This window comes from Burkholderia cenocepacia, assembly GCF_014211915.1.
Lineage (GTDB): Bacteria > Pseudomonadota > Gammaproteobacteria > Burkholderiales > Burkholderiaceae > Burkholderia > Burkholderia orbicola.
Genome location: NZ_CP060039.1, coordinates 2,641,157 through 2,657,819, shown reverse-complemented (window position 1 = coordinate 2,657,819; position 16,663 = coordinate 2,641,157). Strand labels below are relative to the sequence as shown.

At 67.6% G+C, this 16,663-nt stretch carries 18 protein-coding genes; 11 read left to right on the top strand and 7 right to left on the bottom strand.

The window, feature by feature from the left end; genetic code table 11:
* Positions 1–14: 14 nt before the first annotated feature.
* From mltG to SY91_RS12595, 9 genes are all read left to right on the top strand, one after another.
* A complete protein-coding gene (mltG, locus tag SY91_RS12635) occupies positions 15–1,034 on the top strand; it encodes an endolytic transglycosylase MltG (protein ID WP_011549633.1) in 1,020 nt (339 codons plus the stop codon).
* Positions 1,034–1,654, top strand: coding sequence for a dTMP kinase (gene tmk, locus SY91_RS12630; protein ID WP_006478605.1), 621 nt, complete (start codon positions 1,034–1,036; stop codon positions 1,652–1,654). Before mltG ends, tmk begins: the two co-directional genes overlap by 1 nt.
* A gap of 18 nt (positions 1,655–1,672) precedes the next feature.
* Positions 1,673–2,701 carry a DNA polymerase III subunit delta' gene (locus SY91_RS12625; RefSeq protein ID WP_023475619.1) on the top strand — a complete coding sequence of 343 codons (1,029 nt, stop codon included), beginning with the start codon at positions 1,673–1,675 and terminating at the stop codon, positions 2,699–2,701.
* A gap of 141 nt (positions 2,702–2,842) precedes the next feature.
* Positions 2,843–3,622: a TatD family hydrolase gene (locus SY91_RS12620; protein ID WP_023475620.1), complete on the top strand. Its 780-nt coding sequence runs from the start codon at positions 2,843–2,845 to the stop codon at positions 3,620–3,622.
* 43 nt (positions 3,623–3,665) lie between these two features.
* A complete protein-coding gene (locus SY91_RS12615) occupies positions 3,666–4,376 on the top strand; it encodes an ankyrin repeat domain-containing protein (RefSeq protein WP_006478608.1) in 711 nt (236 codons plus the stop codon).
* A 121-nt stretch (positions 4,377–4,497) separates the two neighbouring features.
* A complete protein-coding gene (locus SY91_RS12610; RefSeq protein WP_011549636.1) occupies positions 4,498–4,854 on the top strand; it encodes a Rap1a/Tai family immunity protein in 357 nt (118 codons plus the stop codon).
* Positions 4,855–4,943: 89 nt separating this feature from the next.
* Positions 4,944–6,116 carry a mechanosensitive ion channel family protein gene (locus SY91_RS12605; RefSeq protein WP_006478610.1) on the top strand — a complete coding sequence of 391 codons (1,173 nt, stop codon included), beginning with the start codon at positions 4,944–4,946 and terminating at the stop codon, positions 6,114–6,116.
* A 42-nt stretch (positions 6,117–6,158) separates the two neighbouring features.
* Complete coding sequence (locus SY91_RS12600) at positions 6,159–7,334, top strand: AAA family ATPase (protein ID WP_006478611.1); 1,176 nt, start codon at positions 6,159–6,161, stop codon at positions 7,332–7,334.
* 283 nt (positions 7,335–7,617) lie between these two features.
* Positions 7,618–8,682 carry a glycosyltransferase family 4 protein gene (locus SY91_RS12595; RefSeq protein WP_023475621.1) on the top strand — a complete coding sequence of 355 codons (1,065 nt, stop codon included), beginning with the start codon at positions 7,618–7,620 and terminating at the stop codon, positions 8,680–8,682.
* A gap of 106 nt (positions 8,683–8,788) precedes the next feature.
* On the opposite strand, the gene SY91_RS12590 is transcribed toward SY91_RS12595, so the two are convergent.
* The 3 genes from SY91_RS12590 to SY91_RS12580 all read right to left on the bottom strand — a co-directional run bounded on the left by SY91_RS12590 (position 8,789) and on the right by SY91_RS12580 (position 10,636).
* On the bottom strand, positions 8,789–9,376 hold the full coding sequence (locus tag SY91_RS12590; RefSeq protein WP_006478613.1) for a YSC84-related protein: 588 nt from the start codon (positions 9,374–9,376) through the stop codon (positions 8,789–8,791).
* Positions 9,377–9,626: 250 nt separating this feature from the next.
* The gene (locus SY91_RS12585; RefSeq protein WP_023477988.1) at positions 9,627–10,076 is read right to left on the bottom strand and encodes a kynurenine formamidase; all 450 of its coding nucleotides are present in this window, start codon (positions 10,074–10,076) and stop codon (positions 9,627–9,629) included.
* Positions 10,077–10,345: 269 nt separating this feature from the next.
* Positions 10,346–10,636, bottom strand: a complete 291-nt coding sequence (locus SY91_RS12580) for a PsiF family protein (protein WP_011549641.1) — start codon at positions 10,634–10,636, stop codon at positions 10,346–10,348.
* Between the two features lie 270 nt (positions 10,637–10,906).
* Between SY91_RS12580 and SY91_RS12575 the strand changes: the two genes are divergently transcribed.
* A complete protein-coding gene (locus SY91_RS12575; protein WP_023477989.1) occupies positions 10,907–11,929 on the top strand; it encodes an asparaginase in 1,023 nt (340 codons plus the stop codon).
* Positions 11,930–12,019: 90 nt separating this feature from the next.
* Here the strand turns inward: SY91_RS12575 and lysM are convergent, their stop codons facing one another.
* Positions 12,020–12,490, bottom strand: coding sequence for a peptidoglycan-binding protein LysM (lysM, locus tag SY91_RS12570; RefSeq protein WP_006478617.1), 471 nt, complete (start codon positions 12,488–12,490; stop codon positions 12,020–12,022).
* 15 nt (positions 12,491–12,505) lie between these two features.
* Between lysM and SY91_RS12565 the strand changes: the two genes are divergently transcribed.
* The gene (locus SY91_RS12565) at positions 12,506–12,676 is read left to right on the top strand and encodes a hypothetical protein (RefSeq protein WP_162595499.1); all 171 of its coding nucleotides are present in this window, start codon (positions 12,506–12,508) and stop codon (positions 12,674–12,676) included.
* 275 nt (positions 12,677–12,951) lie between these two features.
* Here the strand turns inward: SY91_RS12565 and SY91_RS12560 are convergent, their stop codons facing one another.
* From SY91_RS12560 to gcl, 3 genes are read right to left on the bottom strand one after another with little or no spacing between them, the layout of a single operon-like run.
* On the bottom strand, positions 12,952–13,845 hold the full coding sequence (locus SY91_RS12560; protein WP_043888642.1) for a 2-hydroxy-3-oxopropionate reductase: 894 nt from the start codon (positions 13,843–13,845) through the stop codon (positions 12,952–12,954).
* Between the two features lie 41 nt (positions 13,846–13,886).
* Entirely contained in the window at positions 13,887–14,696 is an 810-nt protein-coding gene (gene hyi, locus SY91_RS12555; protein WP_006478618.1) for a hydroxypyruvate isomerase, read from the bottom strand.
* A 52-nt stretch (positions 14,697–14,748) separates the two neighbouring features.
* A complete protein-coding gene (gene gcl / locus SY91_RS12550; RefSeq protein ID WP_023477990.1) occupies positions 14,749–16,524 on the bottom strand; it encodes a glyoxylate carboligase in 1,776 nt (591 codons plus the stop codon).
* Between the last annotated feature and the right edge of the window lie 139 nt (positions 16,525–16,663).

Genomic DNA, 16,663 nt, shown 5'->3' with positions numbered 1-16,663 from the left:
TGAGTCACGTTTCCATGTCCCTACTGAAGAAATGCGCCGCGACGATCGTGGCGCTGGCCGTCGTCGTGGCCGCTGCCGGCGCGGGCGGCGGGTATTACTGGGCAACCCGGCCGCTGTTGCTGGGCTCGGCATCGCTCGACGTCACGATCAAGCCGCGCAGCAGCGTGAAGAGCGTCGCGCTGCAGCTCAAGCGCGGCGGCGTGCCGGTCGAGCCGTTCGCGTTCGTCGCGATGACGCGCGTGCTCGGGCTGTCGAGCCGGCTCAAATCGGGCAACTACGAATTCAAGACCGGCATCACGCCGTACGACGTGCTGCAGAAGATCGCGCGCGGCGACGTGAACGAGTACGTCGCGACGGTCATCGAGGGCTGGACCTTCAAGCGGATGCGCGCCGAGCTCGACGCGAACCCCGATCTGGCGCACGCGACGGCCGGCATGAGCGACGCCGAGCTGCTGCGCGCGATCGGCGCGTCGGACGGCGCCGTGCAGCGCGGCAGCGGCGAGGGGCTGTTCTTCCCCGATACCTACTTGTTCGACAAGGGCACGAGCGACCTGAACATCTACCGGCGCGCGTACCGCCTGATGCAGACGCGCATCGACGAGGCGTGGGCCGCGCGCACGCCGGGGCTGCCGTACAAGACGCCTTACGAAATGCTGACGATCGCGTCGATCGTCGAGAAGGAAACCGGCCACGCGGCCGACCGCGCGTTCGTCGCGGCCGTGTTCGCGAACCGGCTGCGCATCGGCATGCCGCTGCAGACCGATCCGTCGGTGATCTACGGGCTCGGCGACGCGTACGACGGCCGGCTGCGCAAGCGCGACCTGCAGGCCGACACTCCTTACAATACCTACACCCGACGCGGGCTGCCGCCCACGCCGATCGCGTTGCCGGGTGTCGCCGCGCTGCAGGCGGCGATCAATCCGGCCCCGACGAGCGCGCTCTATTTCGTCGCGAAGGGCGACGGCACGAGCGTGTTCTCGGACACGCTCGGCGACCACAACAAGGCCGTGGATAAATACATACGAGGTCAATAATGGCGAGCGGTAAATTCATCACGTTCGAAGGCATCGACGGGGCGGGGAAGACCACCCACCTGCAATGGTTCTGCGAACGTCTCCAGGGCCGGCTGGCGGCGGCCGGCCGGCAAGTGGTCGTCACCCGCGAGCCGGGCGGCACGCAGCTCGGCGAGAAACTGCGCGAAATCCTGCTGAACCAGCCGATGGATCTCGAAACGGAAGCGCTGCTGATGTTCGCCGCGCGGCGCGAGCACCTCGCGCTCGTGATCGAGCCGGCGCTCGCGCGCGGCGACTGGGTCGTGTCCGACCGCTTCACCGACGCGACGTTCGCGTACCAGGGCGGCGGCCGCGGGCTGCCGCGCGACAAGCTCGAGACGCTCGAGCGCTGGGTGCAGGGCGGGTTCCAGCCCGACCTCACGGTGCTGTTCGACGTCGCGCCGCAAGTCGCGAGCGAGCGCCGCGGCGCCGCGCGCATGCCCGACAAGTTCGAAAGCGAGTCCGACGCGTTCTTCTCGCGTACACGGGCCGAATACCTGCGGCGAGCGGAAGAGGCGCCGCACCGCTTCGCGATCGTCGACGCGACGCGATCGATTCCCGAGATCCGCCAGCAGCTCGAACGCGTGCTCGCCGCGCTGTAACCGCAAGGAACGCACCACATGATCTATCCGTGGCAAACCGACGACTGGAACCGCCTGCAGCAACTGCGCGCGCAATGGCCGCATGCGCTGCTGCTGCACGGTCAGGCCGGGATCGGCAAGCTGCAGTTCGCGCAGCATCTCGCGCAGGGTTTCCTGTGCGAATCGCCGCAGCCGAACGGCGAGCCGTGCGGCACCTGCGCGGCCTGCAACTGGTTCTCGCAGGGCAACCATCCCGATTACCGGATCGTGCTGCCCGAGGCGCTGGCGGGTGAGGCGCGGGGCGCGGCGGACGACGCGAAGCCGGCCGACGCGGACGAAGGCGGCAAGAAGACCCGTGCGCCGAGCAAGGAAATCAAGATCGAGCAGGTGCGCGCGCTGCTGGACTTCTGCGGGGTCGGTTCGCACCGCGGCGGCGCGCGCGTCGTCGTGCTGTATCCGGCCGAGGCGCTCAACGTCGCCGCGTCGAACGCGTTGCTGAAAACGCTGGAGGAGCCGCCGGCCGGCGTCGTGTTCCTGCTCGTGTCGGCGCGCATCGACCGCCTGTTGCCGACGATCATCAGCCGCTGCCGCCAGTGGCCGATGACGGTGCCGGCGCCGGAGGCCGCCGCCGCGTGGCTCGCGGCGCAGGGCGTCGACCACGCCAGCGCGCTGCTCGCCGAAGCCGGTGGCGCGCCGCTCGCCGCGCTGGCGCTCGCGAGCGACGAGAACCGCCCGCTGCGCGACTACACGCTCGGGCAACTGGCCGCCGGTGCGGCCTGCGATCCGTTCGCCTGCGGCGAGACGCTGCAGAAGCTGCCGGTGCCGCTGGTGCTCGGCTGGCTGCAGCGCTGGCTGTACGATCTGCTCGCGCAGCGGATGGCCGGCGCGCCGCGCTACTTCCCGACGCACGCGGCGGCCCTGGCGCGCTGCGCGGAAGCGGTCGACGCGAACGCATTCGCGCGCTTCATGAAAGCCGTGACGCGGCAGCGGACGGTCGAGAACCATCCGCTCAACGCGCGGCTCGTATTCGAGGAATTGTTTCTCGGATATCGGGAAATATTCGCTTGATCCGGCATTGTTTCCGATGGGTTGCGAAACGATGAGCGGATCACGCGGGGGCGCGACCGTGGCCGGCCGGCCCGCCCACCTTGCCCGGTGCCGCATGCCGGCGGGCGCATGAGCGCCCGTCTCACGTATTCAGGAAACACGATGTTCGTCGACTCTCACTGCCACATCAATTTCAAGGGCCTGGCCGACCGCCTGCCGGCCGTTCTCGAGAACATGCGCGAGCACGACGTCACGCATGCGCTGTGCGTGTCGGTCGATCTCGAGACGCTGCCCGACGTGCTCGCGATCGCCGAAGCGCACGACAACGTGTACGCATCGGTCGGCGTGCATCCCGATCACGAGGACATGCGCGAGCCGACGCTCGCGGAGCTGGTCGAGCTGGCCGCGCACCCGAAGGTCGTCGCGATCGGCGAAACCGGCCTCGACTACTATCGCCTCGAAGGGCGCTCGATCGCCGACATGGAATGGCAGCGCGAACGTTTTCGCACGCACATTCGCGCGGCGACCGCGACGATGAAGCCGCTGATCATCCACACGCGTTCGTCGTCGGAGGACACGCTGCGGATCATGGCCGAGGAGCGCGCGGACGTGCCGGGCGGCGTGATGCACTGCTTCACCGAGCCGTGGCCGGTCGCCGAGCAGGCGCTCGCGCAGAACTTCCATATCTCGCTGTCGGGCATCGTCACGTTCAAGAACGCGACCGACGTGCAGGACGTCGCGCGGCGCGTGCCGCTCGACCGGCTGCTGATCGAGACCGACTCGCCGTACCTCGCGCCGGTGCCGTATCGCGGCAAGCCGAATGAACCTGCGTACGTCAGCCATGTCGGACGCTTTATCGCATCCGAGCGCGGTGTCGCCGTCGAGGCGCTCGCCGATGCGACGACGCAGAACTTTTTCCGGCTGTTCAAGATCGCCCGCTAACGACGGGCGCGCAGCCGACAACCCAGGGAAGGAGCCCACAACAATGACGAAGCCGACCAACCATCTGCCCAAACGCGCACTCGTTGCCGCCGCATTCGTCGCGAGCGGGCTGTTCGCCGCCGCCGGCGCGCATGCCGAGTCGCTCGACGCGATCGTCAAGGCCGTCAAGTTCGACGACATCGCCGATATCGGCAAGCAGCTCAAGAGCGGCAAGCTCGATCCGAACACGCTCGCGCCGAACGGCGACCCGATCCTTGTGATCGCCGCCCGCGAGAAATCCGACAAGGTCGCGGCCGCGATCGCCACGACGCCGAACGTCGATCTCGAGAAGGAAGACAAGGCCGGCGAAAACGCGCTGATGCTCGCGTCGCTGAACGGCGACCTCGGGCTCGTCAAGCTGTTGATCGACAAGGGCGCGGAAGTCAGCAAGAAGGGCTGGGCGCCGCTGCACTACGCGGCGACCAACGGCCAGGACGCGGTCGTCAAGGTGCTGCTCGACCACGACGCGTACATCGACACCGCATCGCCGAACGGCACGACGCCGCTGATGATGGCCGCGCGCGGCAACCATGCGTCGACGGTCACGCTGCTGCTCGACCAGGGCGCCGATCCGCAGGTGAAGAACCAGCTCGGCATCACCGCGCTCGAGTTCGCGAAGCACTACAACGCGCCGGACGCGATCGAGATCCTGAGCAAGCGGACGACGCGTATCGGTGCGGCGACGCCGGCAGATGCGCAAAAGAGTGCAAAATAACGTTTTTTGGTGCGGCGGCGCCTGTCCGCCGGGCCGGCTTCCGGCCGGCGCCGGGCATCCGGCGCCGCACCAGCCAAGGCAGCGGGCGGTCTCGGGCCGCATTGACATAAGAAGGAACACCATGTTGCGCGCAATGTTTTGTGCCGCGGCGTTTGCCGTGCCGTTGTCGGCGGCGGCTTTCACGGGCGCGGATCTCGACCGGCTGTGCGCGAAGACGGACGTCAAGTCGCGGGCGTCGTGCGCGGCCTATATCGAAGGCGCCGCCGACGGCGTCTACAACACGATCGATGCGATCGGCGGCACCACGGGGCCGCGCGTCGGCCAGTACTTCTGCCTGCCGCCCGACATCCGGGCGCAACAGATGACGGACGCGGTGCGCAAGTACATCGCCGAGAATCCAAAGCTGGCCGACTACAACGCGAGCACTGCGGTGTCGCTCGGTCTCGGCAAGGCGTTTCCCTGCAGGAACGGCAACTGATCTGACGCCGTGTCCGGGCGCGTGCATGGCCCGGACGTCGCCGACGCATCCAGGACGAAGCCTGTGCGCTTCATCACTCGAGGGCGCCGATGATTTCAATCGAGGAACTGCAGCGCATCGCCGATGCGCCGTTGCATTCGTGGCTCGGCACGCTGGGCGTGTCGGTCATCGTCATACTGGTCGTCGCGGTCGTGCACCGCCTCGGCGCACGTATCGTCAAGCGCATCGCGCAGCCGTATCCGCTGATGAGTGCGATCCTGCGCTACATCGACAAGCCGTCGCTCGTCGTGCTGGCGCTGCTGGCGCTCGAATTCGTGTGGGTCCAGGCGGACGACGGCATGTCGTTCGTGCGCGGCATGCGCACCGCGGCCGCGGTCGGCTCGATCGTGTCGCTCACGTGGCTGCTGGTACGGCTCGCGGCCGGCGTCGGCGACGCGATCATCCAGGCCCATCCGATCGACACGGCCGACAACCTTCAGGCACGGCGCGTCCATACACAGGCCAAGGTGCTCGTGCGAACCGTGATGGTGCTGATCGTGATCATCGGCACCGGCGCCGCGCTGATGACGTTCCCCAACGTGCGCCAGGTCGGCGCGAGCCTGCTGGCATCGGCCGGTGTGGCAGGGCTGGTCGCCGGTATCGCCGCGCGGCCGGTGCTCGGCAACCTGATCGCCGGGTTGCAGATCGCGCTCACGCAGCCGATCCGGCTCGACGACGTGGTCGTGATCCAGGGCGAGTGGGGGCGCATCGAGGAAATCACCGGCTCGTTCGTGTCGGTGCGGCTGTGGGACCAGCGGCGCCTCGTCGTGCCACTGCAGTGGATCATCGAGAACCCGTTCACGAACTGGACGCGCAGCAGCGCGGAGATCATCGGCACCGTCTACCTGTCGGTCGATTACCGGACGCCGCTCGCGCCGCTGCGAGAGGAACTCGCGCGGCTCGTCCACGCCGCGCCCGAGTGGGACGGTCGCGTGCAGGTGCTGCAGGTGACTGATGCGACGGAGCGCACGATGCAGTTGCGCGCGCTCGTCAGCGCGGCCGATTCGTCGTCGTGCTGGGATCTGCGCTGCCGCGTGCGCGAAGGGCTGATCGCATATCTGCAGCACCGCTATCCGCAATGCCTGCCGCGCAGCCGGATGGAACTGTATCCGCACGAATCCGCGCCGGATGCACCGAATCCCGAACGGCCGCACGCGCGGTCGCCCGCCGCCAGCACGGCGGCCAACACCGCAGCCGACCCGCAGGCCGTCGACGGCCGCTGAACGCGGGCCGCCGCCTGCTGCCATTCCCTGTTTCCCATTGTCATGACCGCGCTGAAGACGCTCGCCATCGCCAATTACCGCTCGCTGCGCGAGCTGATCGTGCCGCTCGCGGCGCTCAACGTCGTGACGGGGCCGAACGGCAGCGGCAAATCGAGCGTGTATCGCGCGCTGCGGCTGCTCGCCGACACCGCGCAGGGCCGCGTGATCCCGTCGCTCGCGCGCGAGGGCGGCTTGCCGTCGACGTTGTGGGCCGGCCCCGAGCGCTTCTCGCGCGCGATGCTGGCCGGCGACGTGCCGGTGACGGGCACCGTGCGCAAGGGGCCGGTGAGCCTGAAGCTCGGCTTCGCGTGCGACGATTTCGGCTATGCGATCGATCTCGGCCTGCCGCTGCCGAGCCGCTCACAGTTCGCGCTCGATCCGGTGGTCAAGCGCGAATGCATCTGGGGCGGCGCGTTGCTGCGCCCGTCCACGCTGCTGGTCGACCGGCAGGGCGCGCAGATCCGTGCGCGTACCGCATCGGGCGACTGGCAGACGATTCCGCAGCCGGTCGCGAGCTTCGACAGCATGATGACCGAGTTCGCCGATCCGACCGGGGCACCCGAGATGATCGCGGTGCGCGAACGGATTCGCTCGTGGCGCTTCTACGACCATTTCCGGACCGATGCGCAGGCGCCGGCGCGCCAGTCGCACATCGGCACCCATACGCCGGTGCTCGCGGACGACGGGGCCGACCTGGCCGCCGCGCTGCAGACGATCCGCGAAATCGGCGACGCTGCGGCGCTCGACGCGGCGATCGACGACGCGTTTCCCGGCGCGTCGGTCGAGATCGACAACCCGGGCGGCCGCGGCCGCTTCGACGTGCTGATGCGCCAGCCGGGGCTGCTGCGGCCGCTGGCGGCGGCCGAACTGTCGGACGGCACGCTGCGCTACCTGCTGCTCGCGGCCGCGCTGCTGACGCCGCGGCCGCCGGCGCTGATGGTGCTGAACGAACCGGAGACGAGCCTGCATCCCGATCTGCTGCCGGCGCTCGGCCGCCTGATCGCGCAGGCCGCCCGGCGTTCGCAGGTGCTGGTCGTGTCGCACGCGGCGCGGCTCATCGCGACGCTCGAGCGCGAGGCCGGCTGCGAATCGCTGGTGCTCGACAAGCAGCTCGGCGCGACCGCGCTCGTCGATGCCGATTCGCGCGACCTGCCGGCCTGGAAGTGGCCGTCGCGTTGACCGCCTGATTGCATGCTCGAAGCCGTGAGCGGCGCCAGGAGGCGCCGAATGGCGCCGGCCGGGCGCGAGACGAGGCGTCCGCGCTCGATCGGCCGAATGTATCCGGTCTGTAACAACCCCCAAAAAATGAAAGTCCTGCGGTTCCGCTCATCGGGATCGCGAATAATAATGAGATATCCGGCGGGTGCCATGCCGGCCGGCCCTGCATGGACGCAGGGCGGGCTCGCATGAGCGAGTGCTCCGCCGCCGTGCCGCAACGGACAGGACACAGGAGACGTGGACCATGAGAATTGCCCAGATCGCCCCGCTGACCGAATCCGTGCCCCCGAAGCTGTACGGCGGCACGGAGCGCGTCGTGTCCTACATCACCGAGGCGCTCGTCGACCTCGGCCACGACGTGACGCTGTTCGCGAGCGGCGATTCGACGACGCGGGCGAAGCTCGAGCCCGTGTGGCCGCGCGCGCTGCGGCTCGATTCGTCGATCCGCGACCGGGTCGCGCCGCACATGCTGCTGATGGAGACGGTCGCGCGCCGCGCGAAGGATTTCGACGTGCTCCATTTCCACATGGACTACTACTCGTTCTCGGTCTTCAACCGGCAGGAAACGCCTTACGTGACGACGCTGCACGGCCGGCTCGACCTGCCCGAGCAGCAACCGGTGTTCGACACGTTCAATACGGCGCCGGTGATCTCGATTTCCAATGCGCAGCGCCAGCCGTTGCCGCAGGCGAAATGGCTGACGACTGTCTATCACGGGCTGCCCGATACGCTGTACATGCCGCAGCCCGTCGAGCCGCGCTATCTCGCGTTCCTCGGTCGCATCTCGCCGGAAAAACGCGTCGATACCGCGATCCGCATCGCCCGCCAGTGCGGGCTGCCGATCCGGATCGCCGCGAAGATCGACGCGGCCGACCAGGAATACTTCGACCGCGAGATCAAGCCGCTCTTCGCGTTGCCGCACGTCGAATACATCGGCGAGATCGCCGATCACGAGAAGGCCGAATTCCTGTCGGGCGCGCATGCGCTGCTGTTTCCGATCGACTGGCCGGAGCCGTTCGGTCTGGTGATGATCGAGGCGATGTCGTGCGGCACGCCGGTGATCGCGTTCAACCGCGGCGCGGTGCCCGAAGTGGTGGACGAGGGCGTGTCGGGGTTCATCGTCGAGGACGAAATCAGCGCGGTGGCCGCCGTGAACCGGCTGCACCTGCTGCCGCGGGCGCGCGTGCGGCAGCGCTTCGAGGAGCGCTTCACGTCGCGCCGGATGGCGCAGCAGTACGTCGACGTGTACCAGTCGGTGATTCGCGCGCAGAAGCGCTCGCGCTTCAAGGTGATCGATTCGACGACCTGATCGTCCCGATGCAGAAGGGCGGCGGATAAAAAAAACGGCGATGCCCGCAAGGACATCGCCGTTTGCGCATGGTCCGCGCGCAGCGCGCGCGGGCAGTGCGTCAACGTCAGATCTTGAGCTTCGTGACCTTCGTGCCGTTGATCGACACGTCGCCCATCAGGCCGGCGTTGGTCAGCACGACGACCTGGATCGGCGCGGTGGCCGTGTTGGAGTCGACCGCGCCGTTCGCGCCCATCTTCACGAGTGCGACCGATGCGCCGGCGCCGGCGGCCCAGCCGTCCGAGCCGCGGAATTCGTCGAGCGCCTGCTGCGTCATGAACAGGAACACGATCGCCTTCGACTGCGCACCGGCCTGCAGGCCGACCGACAGCGACGACGTGTTGTAGTAGCCGACCGTGCTGCCGCCGACGCGCAGCGCGCCGTTGCCCGACTGGCCGCCGACGATGAAGCCGGCCTGGAGCACTTCGGGGAAGACCAGCACGCCGCGCGATTTCGCGACGAGCTCGCGCGAACCCTTGACGGTGGAGTACATGCGCGACAGCGTGGCGTCGACGCTCGCGTCGATCGACTGACGCTTCGACGCGTTGGTCGCGGCGTTGTCCGGCTTGTCCGGCGTGGTGGTGCAACCGGTGAGCGCGAGGCTACCGACGATGAGCGCAGCGGCGGCTTTCAGCACAAGATTCCGTTTTTGCATCGTTGTTCTCCATCGGATGATGTTCGGAGTGAGTCTCGCTCACGGAGCGGATCACGTCGGCAGTTATATCACAGCGGATCAGGGGCTCTTTTCGTTGGCGCGTGAAAAAGCGTCAAATCGCGCAAGGGTGTCGCGGCGCGCCAACGGACGAAATGTCGCGCACGCGCCAGGCGCGCGTCGTGCGTGGTCGGCGTGCGGGGAGCGCGGCGCTCGAGCAGCCGGCGGCGGCGGCGGCGGGCGCCGGTGTCAGTCAGTGTGTGACGGGGGGAACGGGCGGCTTGATCGGCGGGCGGCGCAGCGCGCGGCGGATCAGCGCGATCACGACGCCGCATGCGAACAGGAACGCGGCCGGGACGACCCAGTAGCCGACGAACGCATGCCACAGATAACCGGCGAGCGTATTGCGGCGCACCACGTATTCGTCGCGGGCCGCCTGCTGGCGCGGCGCGTTGGCGGCGAGCACGTCGGCCGGGCAGCCGGTCGTGCGCGCCTCGTCAGGGTCCCCGTGGCACTTCGCGGCGGCGCCGGCGGCCTGCTGCGCGTCGGTGAGCTGCCAGGTGGTCAGCGCAAGCTGCAGATCCGCCTTGTTGTAGGCCATTTCCTCGCGGATCTCGCGCACGGCGATGATCGCGACGGGCACCGCCCAGAACACGATCACGATCAGCCAGCGGCGGAACCAGCGGTGTTGTCTCCATGCCATCCAAGCCTCCGTTTGACGCGCGTGCGCGTCCGTCTCGAGGGCGGCCCGATGGCGCTTCTTGGTCTTGGGTGGGCCGCGTTGCAGCCATCATAGAAGAAAACGCGGCGAATTGCCGCACCATGTGGCGGCACCGGGACGGCAGGCCGAAAAAACGGGGCGGGAAAAGGCGGGCATGCGGCTGGCACGCGCGTGTCGATGCGCGTGCAACGAAAATGAAAATGCCGCGCCCGCCGAAGCGGGGCGCGGCATTCGAGGCGGGAGCGCCGAACTCAGGCGGCCGGCTGGTTGCTCAGGCAGCTCTTCATGAACGCCTTGCGATCGTCGCCCTTCTTGCCGGTGGCCTGCGTGTTGCACGCCTTCATCTTTTCCTGCTGCGTCATCGCCTTCGCGGGCTTCGCCGACAGGCAGTCCTTCATGAACGCCTTGCGTTCGTCGCCCGTCTTGCCGGCTGCCTGGGTGTTACAGGCCTTCATCTTGTCCTGCTGGCTGTTCGCCGCGAATGCGGGGGAAGCCAGCATGCCGCCGAGAAGCACTGCGGCTACGAGCGATTGGATTTTCATTTCGACACTCCCATGGGGTGAATTGCGTTTTATATCGACGCCGTCACGAAGCCCGGCGCGACGTGAACAGGGTCGCATCGCGCCGCGCGCTCCGATTATGGCAAATCAATGTGAAAACACCAAAACGGCATTTCTATAACGCAGTGGGCGGCATGGCCGTTGACGGCGTGCACGCGCCGGCGATCGGGACAAACCATGACACGGGGTCGCGCCGCGCGCGTTCGCGCCGGACCTACCGGACGCCGGCCGCGAGCCATTACAATCGCGGCCATGAATACACCGAACACCGCATCCCCTTCGTCCGCGCCGGCGCTGCCGCGCATCGCCGTACTCGCCACCGGCGGCACGATCGCCGGCGCCGCGCCCGACGCGGCCAGCACGGCCGGCTACCAGGCCGGCGCGCTCGGCGTCAATTTCCTGGTCGACGCCGTGCCGGCGCTCGCGTCGGTCGCGCGCATCGACGCGGAGCAGGTCGCCAGCATCGACAGCAAGGATCTCGCGCTGCCGCTGTGGAACACGCTCGCCGCGCGGATCGACGCGCTGATGGCCGACCCGGCGATCGACGGCATCGTGATCACCCACGGCACCGATACGCTCGAGGAAACCGCGTATGCACTGCATCTGGTCGTCCGGGGCGACAAGCCGGTCGTGCTGACGGCCGCGATGCGGCCGGCGACCGCGCTGTCGTCCGACGGCCCGCTGAACCTGCTGAACGCGGTGACGGTGGCCGCGCATCCGGCCGCGCGCGGGCAGGGCGTGCTGGTCGCGTTCAACAACCGGATCCACGGCGCGCGCGACGTCGTGAAGACGAGCACCTATGCGGTCGACGCGTTCCAGTCGCCGGAGCTCGGCGCACTCGGCTGGGTGCAGGACGGCCGCGTCGAATTCGCCCGCCGTGTCACGCGCACGCGCGACACGCAACTGGCGATCGCGGCGACCTGGCCGCCGGTCGAAGTCGTCGCGAGCTATGCGGGCGTGACGCGCACGGCCGTCGACGCGCTCGTCGCGGCCGGCGTGCGCGGCCTCGTCGTCGCGGGCACCGGCAACGGATCGATCCATGCGACGCTGCAGACGGCGCTCGCCGATGCGGTGAACGCGGGCGTGGCCGTGGTCCGTGCGTCGCGCGCCGGTTCGGGGCACGTGATGCGCAACGGCGCCGCGAGCGACGATGCGCTCGGGTTCGTGAGCGCGGGCTCGCTGCACCCGTTCAAGGCGCGCGTGCTGCTGATGCTCGCGCTCGCGAACGGCATGCACGATCGAGACGCACTGCAGCGCGCATTCGACACGCTGTGACCGATGGCCGCCGCTCGGGCGGCACACGGCGCGCATAAAAAAATGGCAGGCCAATGGCCTGCCATTTTTGCGTCAGTGCTGCGCGAATGCTCAGGACTGCGGCGGAATCACGAGCTTCTGGCCCGGGTAGATCCGGTCCGGGCTCGACAGCATCGGCTTGTTCGCTTCGAAGATCACCGGATACTTGTTCGCATCGCCGTACACTTCCTTGGCGATCGCCGACAGCGTGTCGCCCGGCTTCACGTCGTGGTACTGCACTTCCGGATCGTCCGGCTGCAGATCGTCGTCGTTGACGCCCGCGACACCCTGCACGTTGCCGGCCGCGACCTTGACCTTCGCCTTCGTGTCGAGATCGGCGACGCTGCCCGACAGCGTGACGGTGCGCGATGCGCCGTCGAACGCGACGGTCAGGTTCGACGTGTCGAGACCTTGCGAGCTGATGTAATTCTTGATTGCATCGGCCGCAGTCTGGTTCGCGGCATTCGGATCTTCCGCTGCCTGTGCATCGGCGTGACCCAGCAGTTTTTCACCCGCCTCCTTGATAAACGAAAGAAGACCCATCGTTGCACTCCTTAGGTGGTTGAAAAGAAAACGCGCCGTGAAGTGGCGAAAAAAACACCGCGCTGGGTGCGGGCCCGGGAAGGGGCGCGCAAGCGCGGCGGTTTTCTCGAAAGGCGTGGCGAAAGTGTAGGCGTTCAACGCGACGATTGCATGAAAAATCGCACGCTCGAACGTAAAGAAATGTAATACGCGAAATCCGACAGGCGGACACCCGACGACGACGTCTGACCGACCAAGGCTTCCCCGGCGCCGCCGGGTGCCGCTGCGGACCCCACCACGCCGCTCTCAGCCCAGAGCGGCGTTTTTCGCCCCGTCCCGCATGCCGTTGGCGATGCGGGGCGGGGCGCCCCACCGTGATGCGCGCGTGCGTCGCGCATCGATGCGACCGGCCGCGGCCGAATCGCGTGTATGCGTCGCGCGCGTCCGCGATCGCAGCGGAAACGCGCGTTGCGACATCCGCGTTACGCGGCCGGCGTCTGGCCGATCTCGAAGTTCGACATGATCTCGAGCGCGCGCACGAGTGCCGAGTGATCCCATGCCTTGCCGCCGTGCGATGCGCACACGCTGAACAGCTGCTGCGCGCTCGCGGTGTGCGGCAGCGCAAGGCCGAGCTTGCGTGCGCCGTCGAGCGCGAGGTTCAGGTCCTTCTGGTGCAGCTCGATGCGGAAGCCCGGGTCGAACGTGCGCTTGGTCATCCGCGCACCGTGTACTTCGAGGATGCGCGACGCGGCGAAGCCGCCCATCAGCGCCTGGCGCACGCGCTCCGGATCGGCGCCCGAGCGGGTGGCGAACAGCAGCGCTTCGCCAACGGCTTCGATGTTCAGCGCGACGATGATCTGGTTCGCGACCTTGCAGGTCTGGCCCGCACCGTTGTCGCCGACGAGCGTGATGTTCTTGCCCATCTTCTCGAACAGCGGCTTCGCGCGTTCGAACGCCTTCTCCGGGCCGCCGACCATGATCGTCAGCGTCGCTTCACGGGCGCCGACTTCGCCGCCGGACACCGGCGCGTCGAGGTAGTCGCAGCCGAGCGCGTTGATCTGCTTCGCGAACGCCTGCGTGTCGAGCGGCGAGATCGAGCTCATGTCGATCACGAGCTTGCCGGCCGTCAGGCCCTTCGCGACGCCGTCGTCGGCGAACAGCACGTTACGCACGTCCGGCGTGTCCGGCACCATCGAGATGATGATGTCCGCGTGCTGTGCGACTTCGGTCGAGTTCGCGACGACCTTGGCACTCGCGCGCAGGTCGTCCGGGACCGGGAACGCGCCGTTCACGACGAGTTGATGATCGCCCTTGAGCAGGTTGCGCGCCATGTGCGCGCCCATGATGCCGAGGCCGATGAAACCGATGGTTGCCATGTGAAAGTCTCCTATGGGGCTGAAAACGGGAAGGGTGCGATTCAGGCGGCGCGACGCGCCGAGGCCGGTGCGCAGCCGGCCACGCTTTGCAGCCAGCCGAGGCCTTCCGTCGTGGTGGTACGGGGCTTGTATTCGCAGCCGACGTAGCCGGCATAGCCGAGCCGGTCGAGCAGCGCGAACAGGAACGCATAGTTGATCTCGCCGGTGCCCGGCTCGTTGCGGCCCGGGTTGTCCGCGAGCTGGACGTGGCCGATCGACGCGAGATTGCGTTCGATCGTCGCGGCCAGTTCGCCTTCCATGCGTTGCATGTGATAGATGTCGTACTGCAGGAACAGGTTGTCCGAGCCGACCGCGCGGATCACGTCGAGCCCTTCCGACGAGCGGTTCAGCGCGAAGCCCGGGATGTCGAAGCTATTGCACGGCTCGACGAGCAGGCGGATGCCTTCGCGCTTCAGTGCATCGGCGGCGAAGCGCAGGTTGTCGACGATCGTCACGAACGTCTTGTCGCGCGCCGTGCTCGCCGACGGGATGCCGACGAGGCAGTTCAGCTGACGCACCTTCAGCGCCTTCGCGTACTCGATCGCACGGCCGACGCCTTCCTGGAATTCGCCGACGCGATCGGGCAGGCACGCGATGCCGCGCTCGCCCTGGTCCCAGTTGCCGGCGGGCAGGTTGTGCAGCACGAGGCGCAGGCGGTGCGTCTCGAGCCGCTCGGCGAGTTCCTCTTTCGCGTACGGGTACGGGAACAGGAACTCGACGGCGTCGAAGCCCGCGTCCGCGGCCGCCTTGAAGCGGTCGAGGAACGGCACTTCGTTGAACAGCATGGTCAGGTTTGCAGCAAACTTCGGCATGAGCTAAGCCTCTTCGGTCGGTCAGTCAAAAAAGTCTTGCGGTTCAGTCGGTTCAGTCGAGCATCGAGATCGCGGTCGGTGCGTGTTCGGCCTTTTCGGCGAGATCCTCGAACTCGTTGATCGCGTCGATTTCGGTGCCCATCGAGATGTTCGTCACGCGCTCGAGGATCACTTCGACGACCACCGGCACGCTGAACTCTTCCGCGAGCGTTTGCGCCTGGCGCAGCGCCGGCTCGATCTCTTCCGGCTTGAACACGCGCAGCGCCTTGCAGCCGAGGCCTTCCGCGACGGCCACGTGGTCGACGCCATAACCGTTCAGTTCCGGCGCGTTCACGTTGTCGAACGCGAGCTGCACGCAGTAGTCCATGTCGAACGCGCGCTGCGCCTGGCGGATCAGCCCGAGGTACGAGTTGTTCACGACGACGTGCACGTACGGCAGCTTGAATTGCGCGCCGGCCGCGAGCTCCTCGATCATGAACTGGAAGTCGTAGTCGCCGGACAGCGCGACGATCGGGCGGCCCGGGTCGGCTGCACGCACGCCGAGCGCCGCGGGGATCGTCCAGCCGAGCGGGCCGGCCTGGCCGCAGTTGATCCAGTTGCGTGCCTTGAACACGTGCAGGAACTGCGCGGCGGCGATCTGCGACAGGCCGATCGTGCTGACGTAGCAGGTATCGCGGCCGAACACCTTGTTCATCTCTTCGTACACGCGTTGCGGCTTGACCGGCACGTTGTCGAAGTGCGTCTTGCGCTGCAGCGTGCGCTTGCGTGCCTGGCAGTCGGCGACCCACGCGCTGCGGTCCTTGAGCTTGCCGGCGGCCTTCCATTCCCGCGCCACCGCGACGAACAGTTCGAGTGCCGCCTTCGCGTCGGACACGATGCCGAGGTCCGGGCCGAACACGCGGCCGATCTGCGTCGGCTCGATATCGACGTGCACGAACTTGCGGCCCTTCGTATAGACGTCGACGCTGCCCGTGTGGCGGTTCGCCCAGCGGTTGCCGATGCCAAGCACGAAGTCGGACGCGAGCAGCGTCGCGTTGCCGTAGCGGTGCGACGTCTGCAGGCCGACCATGCCGGCCATCAGCGGGTGGTCGTCGGCAATCGCGCCCCACGACATCAGCGTCGGGATCACCGGCACGCCGACCGTTTCGGCGAACTGCACGAGCAGGTCTTCGGCTGCCGCGTTGAGCACGCCGCCGCCCGACACGATCAGCGGCTTGTCCGCGTCGTTGAGCATCGCGAGCGCCTTCTCGATCTGCGCGCGGGTGGCCGCGGGCTTGTAGACCGGCAGCGGTTCGTACGTGTCGATGTCGAATTCGATTTCGGCGAGCTGCACGTCGATCGGCAGGTCGACCAGCACGGGGCCCGGGCGGCCCGAGCGCATCAGGTGGAACGCCTGCTGGAACACGCGCGGTACGAGCGCCGGTTCGCGCACGGTGACGGCCCACTTCGTGACCGGTTTCGCGATCGATTCGATGTCGACGGCCTGGAAGTCTTCCTTGTAGAGACGCGCGCGCGGCGCCTGGCCCGTGATCGCGAGGATCGGAATCGAGTCGGCGGACGCGGAATAGAGGCCGGTGATCATGTCGGTGCCGGCGGGGCCCGACGTGCCGATGCACACGCCGATGTTGCCGGGGGCGGCACGCGTGAAGCCTTCGGCCATGTGCGATGCGCCTTCGACGTGGCGCGCCAGCACATGGCTGATGCCGCCCGACTTGCGCATGGCCGAGTAGAACGGATTGATCGCGGCGCCCGGCACGCCGAACGCGGTCTGGATGCCTTCCTTCTCGAGCACGAGTACGGCTGCGTCGACGGCTCTCATCTTGGCCATGAATGTCTCCTTGGATAGTTGAATCTTGCGAATCGGTCTGTTGAGGACACTTTAGGGATGCAGGAAAGGTTTGATAAGATCAGCCGAAGTCGCTTATTTCGAAACTAAAAGTATGGAATGACGGCCGGGCGGGGCTTCC